Below are 13636 nucleotides of genomic sequence, written 5' to 3'. Positions count from 1 at the left end.
GATGCTCGCGCCGTCATCCGGTGTCAGGCCGCCGGGCCGCACGGTGGGTGAAAGCCACCGGAAGGAGCGCCATGCTGCTGACCACGTCTCAACGGAGCACGGGGAGGGCACTCGTCTCCGACGAACTCTTCGCCCGGCTGTCCGCCCGCATCGCCCACGACCATCCCGACCTGGCCACCGACCTGCCGCCCAGGATCCTGGACCAGGCGCTGGCCTTCCTCGGCACCTGCGCCGTTACCGCCGAGCCGATCGGTCCGAGCGTCCTGGTCGACATCGGCTGGCACACGTTCATCCTTCACACCCACGACTACGCGGAGTTCTGCCACCGCATTGCCGGCCGCTTCATCCACCACGAGCCCGAGCCGTCACCCGACGATGACGTCCCGCATCCGCTCGGCGCCCCGATCTCGCGGACAATCGACGCGATCCGAGCCGCCGGCTTCATCGTCGACGCCGCGGTCTGGACGATTGAGGGTGCGGCCGAGTGCACCCAGTGCCACGCCGGATGCACCGACAGCCCAACCGGATAGAGCGGCTGACCAGCGGTCCCGGGCATAGACTGCCCGGGACCGCTCGCCGTTCGGAGGGCCGCCGTATGCCACGCCGTCGCCACTGGCACGAGCTTCCCGAGCCGGTACGAGCCGAAGTCGAGCGGCGCACCGGCCCGATCCGTTCGACCAGGACGATTCCTACCGGGGCCTCCTGCGAGGTGGCAGTCACCCTCGATACCGCCACCGGTCGACTCTTTTGCAAGGGCGGGGAGTCGAGCAGCCCGGCCGCGTGGCTCTATCGCAACGAGGCTCGCGTCAACCCGTGGCTGCCGGAAGCGGCACCCCGTCTGCTCTGGACCGTCGAGCGCGACGGCTGGCTACTCCTAGGCTTCGAGCACGTCGCGGGGAGGCACCCCGACCTGGCCCCCGGATCACCCGACCTGCCACTGCTGGCGGCACTGCTCACCGAGCTGAGCGGCCAGCTCGCGCCTGTCCCGCCGTTAGCTGTGCGCCCCTTCGCCGACCGTTGGCACACCCTCATCGATCCGAAGTGGGTCGACGGCGACGCTCTCCTGCATACCGACATGACGCCCCGGAACTTCCTGGTGCCCGAGGGGAGAGCAGGGGCAGCGATGCGATTTCGACTCGTCGACTGGTCCAGCCCGGCTCGTGGCGCGGCTTGGATCGACGCTGCGTTCCTCCTGCTTCGACTCGTTCGCGCTGGTCACACGCCGGCTGCGGCCGAGGCTTGGGCCATGCAGATCCCCGTGTACGCCTCCGCACCCGAACAGTCGGTGACTGGCTTCGTCGACGCCCTGACGCGGCTCTGGCAACGCAAACAGCTTGCCGCGTCGGCACCCCACCACGGCCCGCTCCTCGATGCGGCTCAGCGGTGGTCGGCCTACCGAAAACGCGCGCATCGGTCCGGCGGCCCAACAGCGCCGACGGGGACCACCCTCAAGACCGCCGAGCCGAGCGCACCCCGTCGATGACCACGCCCCAACGCCCCGGCCCGTTCATCGAGTTCAGCGGCTTCCCGTCCGCCACGACCACGCCGGCAGCGCGCAGCACCGCCAGGTGACCGCCGTACGCCGGATGGGCAGCCAGCTCATCCTTGACATGCGGAAACGCGATGATCGGCAACCCCGCTCCCAGTGACTCGTTCAGGACGCCGAGCGCCAGCGTGTCGTTGATGCCCAGCGCCCACTTCGTCACCGTGTTGAACGTGACCGGCGCGGCCACCACCACATCAGCTGGCGGGTGGGGCTCCGGGTCGCCGGGCATCCGCCACTCCACGCGTACGAGATAGCCGGTCTTGTCTTGCAACGCCGCCCGGTCGAGCCACGGCGCCGCGGTCGGGCTGACGATCATGCACACCCGCCACCCGTCGGCGATCAGGAGGTCGACCAGCTCGTCGATGTGTTCCGCCGGGCCCGCGGCACAGACGACCAGATACAGCACCGGGCGTTCCGTCATGCCCGCAGTCTGCCCGATTCGACAGCCGCGACGTCGACCGCATACCGATCGCGCATGCCGCCAATGATCACCGTGACATGCCGTTGTACCTGGTCAGCCGCCACAGTCAACGCATGGCCCGGGGCGGGTGCCTTGTCCCGGAACTGCGCCGGCCCTCAACGGCGCAGCTCCTCCCGCCCGCCCCGGTGCCAGCCCATGAATCAACGACTTGGAGCCGGCATGCCCACCGTGTTCGACGACGACCACCCGGCCCGCGTGAGCCTTGCCGCCGCCTGGGAGTCGGTCGACGCGCCGGCCGCCGGCGACTTCTGGTGCACAGTCGAAGACCGCCGAACCGGGTTGCTCTCACACCGCGACGCGCCGCTGTTCTTCACCGCGCTGGGCCGCCTCCTGGTCGGCGGCGACGCCCCGGCGAGCCGGGCGGCGCTGCTCCAGGTGCTCGGCCGCGCGTACCGTCATTTCGACCTGCTCCCACACGCCACCAGCATCGGCGACGCGCTACTCGTCACGGTGGCCCGCCACGCGCAGCCACTGTGGACGCCGCAGCTCACCACGGCCGCCGCGCGCGCCCTGTGCCGCGCCACGCACGCCATCCGCCGCGTCGCCGCGCAGGCCGACAACGGCCCTGCCTGGTGGCACGTCCAGGTCATCGGCCATGACCGGCCGTCGCCCGACATCGCCATCCTGACGGTACGTCCCTGGCGGCGACTGCCCTTCCAGCCAGGTCAGGCCGTGCCGGTCTGCACGCCACGCCTGCCCGGCCACTGGCGCTGGCTCTCGCCAGCCAACGCCCCACGCGCGGACGGCACCGTCGAGCTGCACGTCCACGCCGTACCCGCCGGCACCGTCTCCCACCGCCTGGTCCATGAGGTACGCCCCGGCGAACTGCTCTGGCTCGGCCCACCCGCCGACAGCGGCCTGAGCCTCGACCCGGTGAGCACGAATAATCTGCTGCTCGTCGCCGGTGGCACCGGCCTGGCGCCGCTGCGCGCCCTGGTCGAACAGGTCGCCGCCGCGCCGGACGGCCGGCGGGTAACGCTGATCGTCGGCGCCCGCACCTTCACCGACCTGTACGACTCGATCTCCCTCGACAAGCTGCAGTGCGCCCACGACTGGCTGACCATCGTGCCGGCCCTCTCCGACGACCCCTGCGCGGAGCCGGCCGAGCAGGGCGACGCCCTGACCATCGCCCTCGACCATCACCAGCCCGGCCAGGACATCTACCTCTGCGGCCCACCCGCGATGCTGGCCGGCGCGCGGCCACTGCTGCGCGCCACCGGCATCCCCGCCGCCCGCATCCACCTGCCCAACGGCTTCACCCACTGACGGACGCGCCTTCTCATTGATCGATCACCATGAGAGGCTTGAACGCCTGAGCGTGTTCGTCTCAGTGCGGGGGGTAAGCGGCGTGGAGGTTGTTGACGGTCCGTCCCGGTGGTCGATCGAGAAGTTTGGGCTGCCGCTGGCAACCAATCTCCGCACTCTTGTCCCGGCGGCGCTGCGCCGTGCGGTCGAGCTCGCCCAGGATGCTCGCGAGGCCTCGGAGTTGGACACCGATCACGCCTTCGGCCCTGTCCGATGGAAGCAGCAGTACGAGGTGTTGCACGAGTACCTACGTGACCTCCCCGACGTGGCTGACGTGCACCCACCGGGCGCCCAGGTGCGGGTCACCATTTGCAGGGGGCATCTTCTGTTGCCCTGGCGATACACGACCCGGAGCGACCTGGACATGCGCGACGCCCGCCCCGGGCGTGACCTCAACCGGCTGATCCGAGACCTGTTGATCCTCTTTGGGCCTGAGCCGGGCCATGAGGAGGTCACTCTGCCGTTGATGCCGCTCACGCCGGAGGAAGCCCGCGACCGCTCAGCTCTTCGGGAGGCCGTGGAGCAGTTGACCGACGAGCCGAGGGTGCTGCTCGTCGGGTTCGCGTGCAACTCCGACGAAGGCCTGCTCCGGGTCTCGTGGGGTGAGGCGGCTCTGCTTGGTGGCACCGAACTCAAGTGGGGCCACGTCGAAGACCTGCCAGTCCCAAGAGCACGATGACAGCTTCGTGGGACCGCGAAAAATGATTCAGGTCAGTAGCGTCTGGGCGTGCCCGACACTCCCTCCGGCGATCCGCTGTCCGGATTCAGTCCTGCGCGTCCCTACACACGCGACGCCGCCGGCGACGCTCCCCGAACGTCCGGCGTGCACGTGGTTGGCGAGAACGGCGTGGTCGTTTACGTCGGTTCGACCAGGGATCTAGGTCGGCGTCTCCGCCAGCACCTGACCGGCAACCGTGGCTCATCGGTCCTGCACGACCAGGTCGGCCGGCTGCTAGACCAGCGCGGTGCCCCGGCGGCTGCTGCTGACATCGCCGACTGGTTGGGTCACTGCGACCTCCGCTGGCTCAGGACCGACGATGCGCAGGGAGTGAAGGAGGCACTGGTCGCGGCCCTTGGGCCTCGATTCAACAGGCATGTGCCGAAGGAGTCGGGGCTGACCGAGGTCTCCGCAAAGCAGCGCCAGTTCGATCGACTGAAGTCCAGCCGATACTACGGCGGGGTGCTCGACGCGGTCCGCGCGTACTTGCGCGTCGCCGTGCCTGATGCCGCTGACAAGGAGCGGGAATACTGGGCGCTGTCCTGCATGCCGGCGACGTTCGCGGGAAGGTTCGCCGCAGTCAGCATGAAGCGGATGGAGACCTTCGTTCTGGCCGAGCCCGCCGAGCCGAACAAACACTCGCTGATCACCGGCTTTGTCATTGTCAGATGGTCTGCCCTGCGTCAGCACTGGCCGACGTTCCAGGCGTTCACTGACGCCTTCCCCGATCTGACCATCCACCACTCCGATTACGCGGATCCGGGGCCGGACCAGGCCCGGGTCGACGGCTGGCACCACCACCTGATGACCGCTTTCCGCGATGACCGCTTCGCCGCGGCCGTGCGTGATCTCACTGAGCCGCTGCTGAAAGTCCGAACGCTGCATGCCGCAGGACACAACGACCAACTCGCCGAGCAGGTGTTGAAGGTCGACAACCTGGCGAACTTCCCGGACGACAGCAGGGCGATTGAGCCGGAGGCCGCGTCCGAGGGACGGCGCAGGAGACTGGCCGAGGTCACCGCGCGGCAGGGGCAGGCGGACTTCCGCCGGCGACTCATGAAGGCGTATGGCAACCGCTGCGCGATCACCGGCTGTGATACCGAGGCCGCGCTCCAGGCTGCACACATCGACCCGTACGACGGGCCGGGCACCAACCAGGTCAACAACGGCCTCCTGCTCCGCGCGGACCTGCACAACCTGCTCGACCGAGGGTTGATCTGGATTGACGAGTCGTACGTCTTGCATGTGGTGGCGGGCATCGCGCACTACTCCAGCTACCACGGCCAGCGAATGCGCCTACCGGAGAGGGCGGAAGACCTGCCAGACCCGGAGGCGCTGCTTCGGCACCGACGCGCGTGGCATGGGTTCCATGACGTCGTAGAAGGCCACGAGCCAGACCCAGGGCGCAGGACGGCCGGGAGTAGTTCCCCTTGAAGCGTGATGCCTGTGAGTCATCATGATGACCCACAGGCATCACGTTCGTCGGGACAAGGCCGGCCGGACCTGGGGCACGCCGGTCGCCGGCGCCTGGTCGGCAGTGGTCAGGAGTAGGTGTCGCCGAATTCGCGTACCTCGTCGACGTCCAGCGTGATCCGGTCGTTCTCGGTCCACTTGCCGGTGGCGGCGGCCCAGCTCGGGTCGTCGCGTTCGTCGATGTCGCTCCAGCTGCGCCGGTGATGCCGTAGCTGAATCGGTCCGGTCGACTGACCCGGCGCGAGCGTGCCGTCGGTGAAGGTCAGCTCCACCCAGCCGGGAACCGGCGTTCCCGGGATCGGGTAACCCGGCGGCGCTGGCGTCGTCATCGCGCCGGGCGACCCGCCCGGCGGGACGAAGAACTGCACGGCCTGCTGGATCCGGTCACAACCCAGCGCGGCCCAGTCGCAGTTCGGCACCAGCGAGGTGTTCGCGCCCTCGAAGCGCAGGTGGTAGCGCACCCGCACCGTGCTCAAGTCGAGCGGCCCGGTGCCGGTGTTTGTCACCTTCAGGAGGTGCTGGATCTGGTTGTTCGTGGGGGACCAGTCCAGATTGAGGTAGCTGACCGTCGCGCGGCCGGACGCGGTGCGCACTGTGGTGGTGGGCGAGGTGTCGGAGTAGCCGCCGAGCGCGCGGGCGGCAACCGCGATCCGGTACGTCGTGCCGGGCGCGAGGTCGGTCAGCGTGATCGTGGTATCGGTGGTGGAGCCCAGGAAGCGGTACGTGTTCGGGCCCAGCGGCACCTGCACCTCGTAGTTGATCGGCTGCTCCGCGCCGGGCTCGACCCAGGCGGAGGGCGCCCAGCTGAGAGTGAGCTGATGTGGTTCGTTGGCCACCACAGTGGGGGTGCCCGGGGTGCTGATCGCCGGCCCGTCGGCGCGGGCGGCGTTGACGGCGAGCAGGCTCGCCAGCGCGGCGAGGGCGACGGTGGCGGCGACACGGCGAGCAGGCATAGGCGAATGGTATGCACAAACATCGATGCCTGAGCATCGTCCGTCAGTCCAGTGGCCCCGACGACGAATCCAGTCCGCTACGCGACGTAGTCGGCTTGGAGATAATGCCTGGTCACGCGGCTACCTAGCGTGAACCCGTCATCACGAACGGCCTCGACGTCGGCGTCGCACCTGCCGCCCCGTCCGGCCTCAGACGGGAGAAATACATGCGTACTCAGAACAAAAGCCGGCGGCTCGGTGCCCGAGCGTCCGTACTCGTGCTCGGTCTTGTCGCGACCGGAGCGGTGCTCGTCCCGGCGAGCCCGGCGTCCGCCGCGGTCCCCGGTCTGGTGCGGGTCGCCGCGACCAGCGTCAGCAACTCGACCGACTACCACAGCGTCACGGCGACCTGCCCGGCCGGGAAGGTGCTCACCGGCACCGGCTACGAACTCAACGGCGTCACCGGTGAAGGCATCGTCGACGACCTGCGCCCCAACGGCGGCGTCGCCACGGCACCGACAGCGGTCACCGTCGGCGCCTACGAGACCGAGGCGTTCGCGGGGAACTGGTCGGTGACGGCGTACGCGATCTGCGCCAACCCGCTGGCCGGCCTGGTCCGGGTCTCCACGGCCAGCGTCAGCAACTCGACCGACTTCCGCAGCGTCACGGCGACCTGCCCGGTGGGGAAGGTGCTGACCGGCACCGGCTACGAGCTGAACGGCCTCACCGGTGAAGGTGTCGTCGACGACTTCCGCCCCAACGGCGGCGTCGCCACGGCGCCGACGGCTGTCACCGTCGGCGCGTACGAGTCGGACGCCACGGCCCTGAACTGGTCCGCCACCGCGTACGCCATCTGCGCCAACCCGCTCGCGGGCATGGTGCGCACCTCGGCCCTGGGGGCCAGCAACTCCCTCGACTTCCGCAGCGTCACTGCCACGTGCCCGGTCGGGAAGGTGCTGACCGGTGCCGGCTACGAGCTGAACGGGGTGACCGGCGAGGGCATCGTCGACGACTTCCGCCCCAACGGCGGCCCCGCGACCGCCCCGACCTCCGCCGCGTCCGGCGCGTACGAGGAGGACGCGTTCGCCGGGAACTGGTCCGACACGGCGTACGCCATCTGCGCCTTGCCGTAGAAACCTCTCAGCCGGTGCAGCAGCCCTGCGAACGTGCGAGCCGCTGCACCGGCTGAGTTCTCGGCTCAGGAGCCGCCTTGGCGCTGGATCCGCCCGTCGCCCGAGACCTTGGCCCGACCCAGGTCGCGTTCGGTGCCGGCCGGGCCGGTCGCGGTACGGCGGTGCCGTTGGTCGGGCGAGTGCTCCACGGGCGAGCCCTGACGGCCCCGGGCGCCGCTGCCCGGATGCCGCCGGCCTCGCGCCGATTCGCCGCCATTGTCGTGTTTGTTCTGCTTGTGGCTACCCATGGATCGCGCGTAGCCGGTCACTGTGCGGCTAGTCCTGAGCCCCCATCAGCTCACGGGAGCGAGCGGAGTCACGGATTCCAGTAGACGAGGACGCTGGCCTGGTCGAAGCGTCGCTCCTTCAGGTCGGCACGCTGTATCACCCAGTGGATGGATGCGCCGCCTTGTCTGCCGCCGTGGAACTCGGCCAGCACAACCCAGTCACCATGGTCCGACTCGTCGTGGCCGGACCGGCCCGAGGGGTTGGCGCCCAACCACGCGGGGTTGAAGCCGTTGCAGTCGGTGCCATAGCCGCCCACCAGCAGCGGCGTCGTCCAGCCTCCAAAAGAGAAGGCGCCGTCCGGCACCTTGTCCAGAACGTCCTGCCACACCTTGGTCAGCTCTTCGAACGGGGGATCTCCCGGCAGCGGCGGAGACCACGGGGGCCCCGGGATCGTCTTGACGTAGGGCAGAGAGATGTCGACAGTGAGGTGCAGGTCGCCCGGCGGGATTTCCCCGTAGACCTCGGCGCACTCCTCGTCGTCCGGAGAGAAGCCCGGCGGATACCGTTCTCGCTCCTCGACGGCCACGCCCGCCGGCACGTACATCACCTGGCCGCAACCGTGCTCTTCGGGCCAACCGAACAGCAGCAGTTGGCCGTCGGCCGGTAGCGGAAGGTCGGTCACGTCTGCCGGGAGGGCAGCGCAGTCGATGGTGGCGATCAGGGGGAACGTCGGGTCCTTGGCGTCGGCCGGAAGCATCACGGGCCCACGGATGGCGCCCACGACCGGCCCGTCACCCCCCTGTGTCAGGAGGGCAGACGGGCGGGCGAGTTCCAGCCAGCGCTCCACGTCGGCGGCGGGGATGTCGCGGCGCAGCGCCTCGGTGCGGACCTGATCGATGATTTTCACGTTTCGGGGATGCACGGGAGCACCGTAGGTCAACCGTCCGACGTTCACGACCCCGCCGGATGACGGCCGCCCGGAAGGCAGGCGCCCCTGCGGTCGATACCGCGATTTGCTGTCGGCGGGCGGCAGGTAGCAGCGGCCGGCCATAGCGTCCGAACCACGGAGTTCCGCGAGCGCGCGATCTGTGGGAGGCGACCATGCAGACGACCGAAGGTGTGGTGTTACCGGGCGAGCGGGCCCCGGTCACCGTGAACGTCGACCGATGGCGGGCGGGGCTGCCGCCCGACGCGTGGCCCGACTCCCTGCCAGCGAACGGTGAGCTCTGGCGGCGCGACGTCTTCACGGTGGCCGACGCGTACCGGGCCGGGTCCGCGAGCACACGACAACTACTGACCGCCGTGCTGGTCTGGGCTTACGGACCCATCGGGTACGGCCCGTGGCGCGCCGCCAGGTCGCTCGACGCCGATCCGTTCGGCAAACGCCTGGCGTACGCGCTGGAAGAGGTGTCCACACCGGCGCCCGACGAGGAGGCGTTGTCAACGGCGTACCGCCGCTTCCGCGAACCCGATCACGCTCGTCTGCCCTGGTTGGGGCCGGGCCTGTTCACGAAGGTCCTCTACTTCGTCGGCTACCGGCGCGGGGTGGGCGGCGTGCAGCCCCTGATCCTCGACCGTGTCGTGGCCGGTCTGCTTCCCGCCGAGGCGGGTGTCGGCCGCAGCAACGGGTGGTCGTCCGAGGAGTGGCTGGCCTACCTGCGGTGGGCGGCCGAGCAGGCTCGGATCAGGGGAGTGGAGCCGGACGCGGTGGAGATGGCTGTTGTGCCCGAACGGTGAGGTGGCTATCGGGCGGCGCGTAGACGGTTGTCCAGCGCGTCGAGATCGGGGACGAACCAGATCTGCCCGCCCTGGTTCGACTCGTGCACCAGTGCGCGCAAGGCGGAACTCTCCGCGAGCTGCGCCGAGATGTCGCCGACGACGGCCAGTCGCACCCGGTAGTTGACGAACTTCTGCATCACGTCGCCCGCGAAGCGGGTGCCCAACGAGAAGAAGCGTTCGTCGAGCCGGTTGGCCGGCACGGCGACCACCTGGGCGCCGAGGAACGCCGCGCCGATCAGGTCCAGCGCGTCCTGCTCGGTGGCCACCGGCGGCCCTGCCGGATCGCAGACCAGCACCGGCACTCCGGCGCGTTCCTGGATCTGGTCAGACATCGCGAACCTCCCGGTTGAGCAGGCCGTTGTCGGCGTTGAGGACGGCGTCGAGCAGGTGCAGCAGTTCGGCGGTGGCGGCCGGGTCGCCCAGGATGATGATCTTCATGCGCTGGCGTTCCTCGTCGTGCACCGTCTGCACCCGCAGCGGGTGGGCCTGGTCGTGGGCGGTGTTGGCGCTGGTGAGCACGAGCGTGCCGAGCCGGTCGGCGGCGGCCCGGTCGACGCCGTCGATCTGCACGATGCTCGACACCTCCGCCTGGCCCCTCAGGGGAGTGGCGGCCGGGGCCTGCCCGGTGAGGGCGTCGAGGTCGCTGGCGGCGATCCGGTACTGCTTGCCGATCCGCACGGCCCGGAGCCGGCCCGAGCGGATGTAGCCGCGCACGGTACGCACGTGCAGGTTGAGCCGGTCGGCCACCTGCTCAACCGAGTACATTTCTTCCGTCATCGCTCCCTACGTTACCCCGAGTAGGGAAGCATAGGGAGCGATGGGCCCGACTCGTTTACGACATCAGCTCCAAAGGAGCTTCATGTCATGCGAGCACCGGCCGTCGGCAGTGGTCAGGTCGCCGCGGACTGGAGCGTCTCGGCTACCGGACGGCGTGCGGCGGCCAGGGCCGGGACCGCGGTGAGCGCGACGACGGCGAGCAGCACGCCGCACGCCGCTCCGAGCATCCAGGAGGCGGGTGCGTACCGGTTGTCGTCACCGGCGAAGTAAGTGACCAGTCCGACGAGGACTCCACCGGCGACGCCCGGTATCGCGGGAAGGAGCTGGGCCATCGCCAGACCCAGCCCGGCCTGCCCGGGTGTCGCACCGAGCGCACGGGCGACCGCCAGCGGATGCCGGGAGTCGAGGACCGCGGTCCAGGTGCTCACCACGGTGTTGAGCAGCGCCAGGACGCACACCACGCCGACCACGAGGAGCATCGCCTGGGTGGTGCGCTCGTCGCGGGCGTCGGGAAGCGCCGAGTAGCCGAGATCCAACGGGTCGCGATCCTGCGCCAGCGCCATCAACACGACGGCGATCGCAGTCGTGGCGATCAGGGTGTTCACAGTGACGAGCCGCGCGCGGCGCGGCCGGCGCGCGTTGATGCGTACCCCGATCAGTAGTGCGGTGGGCAGCCGACGCGACAACCAGATCGCCCACCCGCGGCGCCGCGGTGGCGTCGCGGAGTCTGCCAACGCGTGCATGGTGCTGGTAGTGGCGGCGCGGACCACCGACCCCAGGGTCGCCGCGACCGAGATGCCGAGGGCGAGCGCGGTCGCCGCGAGAACTATGCGAAGCGGCGGCGGGTGGACGCCGACCGAGCCGATGAGCCCGGCAGCCGGGTCGAACAGCGCGGGCGCGGCGAGCCAACCGGCGGCCAGACCGGTGCCGGCGGCGGCGAGCCCGATCACCAGGTACTCGACCAGGTGGCTGATGGCGATCATGGTTGGCCCTGCCCCGACGGCTTTGAGCAGCCCCACCCGACGGCGCTGGCCGATGGCCCGGCCCGCGACGATGCCGGCGACGCCGGTCACCGCGAGGGCGGTCAGCAGCCAACTACCGATCAGCAGAGCCTGCTGTGCCGGGCCGTTCAACCTGCTGTTGGCCTCGGCGATCTGCCGCTCGGTGCTGAAGCGCCAACCGCGAAATCTCGGATCGTGCTCGATGTCGCCGAGCGACGGTTCGATCGCGGCGACGCCGCGCCCCGGCTGGGTCAGCCTGAGGTTCACCGTGTACGACAGTGGTTGCTCACCGGCGAGCGGAGTGATGTCGCCACGGTCGACCCAGACCAGGCCGGCGCCTTCGGTCAGGACGCTGCCCGGGAGGTGCCACCCGGGACGCGGATACGCCGGTCTGGCGGCGGTGATCGCGATCCCGGTCACGTCCAACGGGTGGCCGTCGACGGTGACCGTGTCGCCGACGTGAATGGCGAGGGCGTCGGCGAAGGTGCGTTCGACCACGACGCCGCCGGGACGTACCCAGGTGCCGTCGGTCACGGCGGGCCGGTCCACAGCGGCCGGCGCGCTGTCACGGCCCTCGGCGACGACCCGGACGGTGGTGTCGCGGGCGGTCAGCGCGAGGAAGGCCAGCGGAAACGGCCCGCTGTGCGCGGTCACGCCGGGCATCGTCGTCAACGGGGCGAGCGCGTCCAGGGCCTGCGGGCCGGCGCCGCCCGGCTCCACCACGAGGTCGGGGCCGGCGGTGGCGGCTCGGGTTCGCTCGTACGGCCGGCTGACGAGTTCGTTGAGGGTGAGGCCGAGGGTCAGGGTCGCTGTCGCGGCGGTGATGGCGACCAGCAGCAGCACGTTCTCGGTCCGGTGTCGACGTAGGCCCCGGATCAGCAGTCGCCAGATGAGCAACAGACGGCCCGCCACGTCAGCGCACCCCGCTGTTGACGCTGTCGGTGAGCAGGCTGTCGTCGGCGAAGGCGCCGTCCCGCATGGAGATCACCCGATCGGCGACCGCCGCGATGCGGGCGTCGTGCGTGACCACCACGAGGGTCTGCCCGGTGGTGTGCAACTCCTCGAACAGTCGCAGCACCTCCAGGGTGGCGGCGCTGTCCAGATTGCCGGTCGGTTCGTCGGCCAGCACGACCTGCGGCTCGTTACACAACGCGCGGGCGATGGCGACGCGCTGGCGCTGGCCACCGGATAGGGCCGAGGGCAGGTGCGTGGCGCGGTCGGCCAGCCCGACCTGGTCGAGCAGGTGCAGGGCACGCCGCCGAGCGCGACCCGGCGACCACCCGGCCAGCAGGGCGGCCATCTCGACGTTCTCCACAGCGGTGAGTTCGTCCATGAGATGGAAGGACTGGAAGACCAGACCGATGGTGTCGCGCCGCAGCCGGGCGAGGGCGCGCTCGCTCATCGTGTCGATCCGACGGTCGGCCAGCCACACCTCGCCCTCGGTGGGGCGTTGCAGCCCGCCCAGCAGGTGCAGCAGGGTGGACTTGCCGCAACCACTCGGCCCCATGATCGCCAACGTCTGGCCGGCGGGCACGTCCAGGTCGACCTCGTCGACCGCGCGGACCAGCGCGTTGTCCCAGCCGTACCACCTGCTCAACCCGCGCGCCCGCACGACCATCGACCCGGTCACGCCTCCGCCTTCCGTCCCGCTCGACCACGCTCGGACCACATGCGCTCGCACGCCTCCAGCCACTCCAGATCAGCCCGCAACCGCAACACGACACCCTCCAACAGCAACCCGGCAACCGGATCCACCGACCGCTCCAACGCCGCGCGTTGCGCGTCGCGTAGTCGGCGCAGCACCTCACGCCGCTGCGCGTCCACCAACGCCACCGGGTCGGCCAACCGGGCAGCCGCGGCCGCCACCAGTTTCAGGTGAAACTCGGTGAGGTCCGGCTTCGGCCAGCTCACCTCGGTCAGCCAGCCGGCGACCCGTTGCTGCCCGGCCGGGGTCAACGCGTAGACCCGTCGGTCGGGCCGGTCCGGCAGGCCGTCGGCCCGCTCCGAGGTCACCAGACCGGCCTTCGCCAACCTGGCCAGCGTCACGTAGACCTGCCCCGCGTTCATCGCCTCGCCGAGTGGGCCGAGCGCGTTCCGCATCCGGCCGCGCAACTCGTACCCGTGCGCCGGCTCCTTGGCCAGCATGGCCAGCACCACGTCCTGCACCCCGGCGCACCTCCCGAATCGACCGCTAATAGATAACCGCTAGCTATGACACTGTCAA

Annotated in this window: 16 protein-coding genes; 7 read left to right on the top strand and 9 right to left on the bottom strand. The window is 70.1% G+C overall.

Annotated features, from left to right (window positions below):
* The first annotated feature begins 71 nt into the window (after positions 1-71).
* On the top strand, positions 72-530 hold the full coding sequence (locus KBX71_RS28305) for a hypothetical protein (protein WP_210820850.1): 459 nt from the start codon (positions 72-74) through the stop codon (positions 528-530).
* 65 nt (positions 531-595) lie between these two features.
* Positions 596-1483, top strand: a complete 888-nt coding sequence (locus KBX71_RS28300; protein ID WP_210820849.1) for a hypothetical protein — start codon at positions 596-598, stop codon at positions 1481-1483.
* On the opposite strand, the gene KBX71_RS28295 is transcribed toward KBX71_RS28300, so the two are convergent.
* Positions 1449-1967 (bottom strand): flavoprotein, encoded by a 519-nt coding sequence (locus KBX71_RS28295; RefSeq protein ID WP_210820848.1) that lies wholly within the window; start codon positions 1965-1967, stop codon positions 1449-1451. The two genes, KBX71_RS28300 and KBX71_RS28295, sit on opposite strands and share 35 nt — an antisense overlap.
* A gap of 219 nt (positions 1968-2186) precedes the next feature.
* Between KBX71_RS28295 and KBX71_RS28290 the strand changes: the two genes are divergently transcribed.
* The 3 genes from KBX71_RS28290 to KBX71_RS34655 are packed head-to-tail and all read left to right on the top strand — an operon-like array spanning position 2187 to position 5484.
* A complete protein-coding gene (locus KBX71_RS28290; RefSeq protein WP_247684248.1) occupies positions 2187-3293 on the top strand; it encodes an FAD-binding oxidoreductase in 1107 nt (368 codons plus the stop codon).
* Positions 3294-3309: 16 nt separating this feature from the next.
* Positions 3310-4011: a hypothetical protein gene (locus KBX71_RS28285; protein WP_210820847.1), complete on the top strand. Its 702-nt coding sequence runs from the start codon at positions 3310-3312 to the stop codon at positions 4009-4011.
* 48 nt (positions 4012-4059) lie between these two features.
* Positions 4060-5484, top strand: a complete 1425-nt coding sequence (locus KBX71_RS34655) for an HNH endonuclease (protein WP_210820846.1) — start codon at positions 4060-4062, stop codon at positions 5482-5484.
* 107 nt (positions 5485-5591) lie between these two features.
* On the opposite strand, the gene KBX71_RS28275 is transcribed toward KBX71_RS34655, so the two are convergent.
* Positions 5592-6476, bottom strand: a complete 885-nt coding sequence (locus tag KBX71_RS28275) for a fibronectin type III domain-containing protein (RefSeq protein WP_210820845.1) — start codon at positions 6474-6476, stop codon at positions 5592-5594.
* A 206-nt stretch (positions 6477-6682) separates the two neighbouring features.
* Between KBX71_RS28275 and KBX71_RS28270 the strand changes: the two genes are divergently transcribed.
* Positions 6683-7588 (top strand): hypothetical protein, encoded by a 906-nt coding sequence (locus KBX71_RS28270; protein ID WP_210820844.1) that lies wholly within the window; start codon positions 6683-6685, stop codon positions 7586-7588.
* Positions 7589-7653: 65 nt separating this feature from the next.
* Here KBX71_RS28270 and KBX71_RS28265 read toward each other — a convergent pair whose 3' ends face one another.
* Both KBX71_RS28265 and KBX71_RS28260 read right to left on the bottom strand, forming a co-directional pair.
* Positions 7654-7875, bottom strand: coding sequence for a hypothetical protein (locus KBX71_RS28265; RefSeq protein ID WP_145787082.1), 222 nt, complete (start codon positions 7873-7875; stop codon positions 7654-7656).
* Positions 7876-7943: 68 nt separating this feature from the next.
* The gene (locus KBX71_RS28260; RefSeq protein WP_210820843.1) at positions 7944-8906 is read right to left on the bottom strand and encodes a DUF1963 domain-containing protein; all 963 of its coding nucleotides are present in this window, start codon (positions 8904-8906) and stop codon (positions 7944-7946) included.
* Between the two features lie 50 nt (positions 8907-8956).
* On the opposite strand from KBX71_RS28260, the gene KBX71_RS28255 reads away from it, so the two are divergent.
* Complete coding sequence (locus tag KBX71_RS28255) at positions 8957-9592, top strand: hypothetical protein (protein WP_210820842.1); 636 nt, start codon at positions 8957-8959, stop codon at positions 9590-9592.
* A gap of 5 nt (positions 9593-9597) precedes the next feature.
* On the opposite strand, the gene KBX71_RS28250 is transcribed toward KBX71_RS28255, so the two are convergent.
* The 5 genes from KBX71_RS28250 to KBX71_RS28230 all read right to left on the bottom strand — a co-directional run bounded on the left by KBX71_RS28250 (position 9598) and on the right by KBX71_RS28230 (position 13578).
* On the bottom strand, positions 9598-9966 hold the full coding sequence (locus KBX71_RS28250; protein WP_210820841.1) for a DUF4180 domain-containing protein: 369 nt from the start codon (positions 9964-9966) through the stop codon (positions 9598-9600).
* Positions 9959-10411, bottom strand: a complete 453-nt coding sequence (locus tag KBX71_RS28245) for a helix-turn-helix domain-containing protein (protein ID WP_247684247.1) — start codon at positions 10409-10411, stop codon at positions 9959-9961. Before KBX71_RS28245 ends, KBX71_RS28250 begins: the two co-directional genes overlap by 8 nt.
* A 113-nt stretch (positions 10412-10524) precedes the next feature.
* On the bottom strand, positions 10525-12324 hold the full coding sequence (locus KBX71_RS28240) for an FtsX-like permease family protein (protein WP_210820840.1): 1800 nt from the start codon (positions 12322-12324) through the stop codon (positions 10525-10527).
* 1 nt (position 12325) lies between these two features.
* Complete coding sequence (locus KBX71_RS28235; protein ID WP_307847352.1) at positions 12326-13042, bottom strand: ABC transporter ATP-binding protein; 717 nt, start codon at positions 13040-13042, stop codon at positions 12326-12328.
* On the bottom strand, positions 13039-13578 hold the full coding sequence (locus KBX71_RS28230; RefSeq protein ID WP_307847350.1) for a PadR family transcriptional regulator: 540 nt from the start codon (positions 13576-13578) through the stop codon (positions 13039-13041). The genes KBX71_RS28235 and KBX71_RS28230 overlap by 4 nt, the downstream gene beginning before the upstream one ends.
* Between the last annotated feature and the right edge of the window lie 58 nt (positions 13579-13636).

This window comes from Micromonospora sp. D93 (genome assembly GCF_018070365.1).
Lineage (GTDB): Bacteria > Actinomycetota > Actinomycetes > Mycobacteriales > Micromonosporaceae > Micromonospora > Micromonospora ureilytica.
This window is presented reverse-complemented; position numbering and strand designations above follow the sequence as displayed.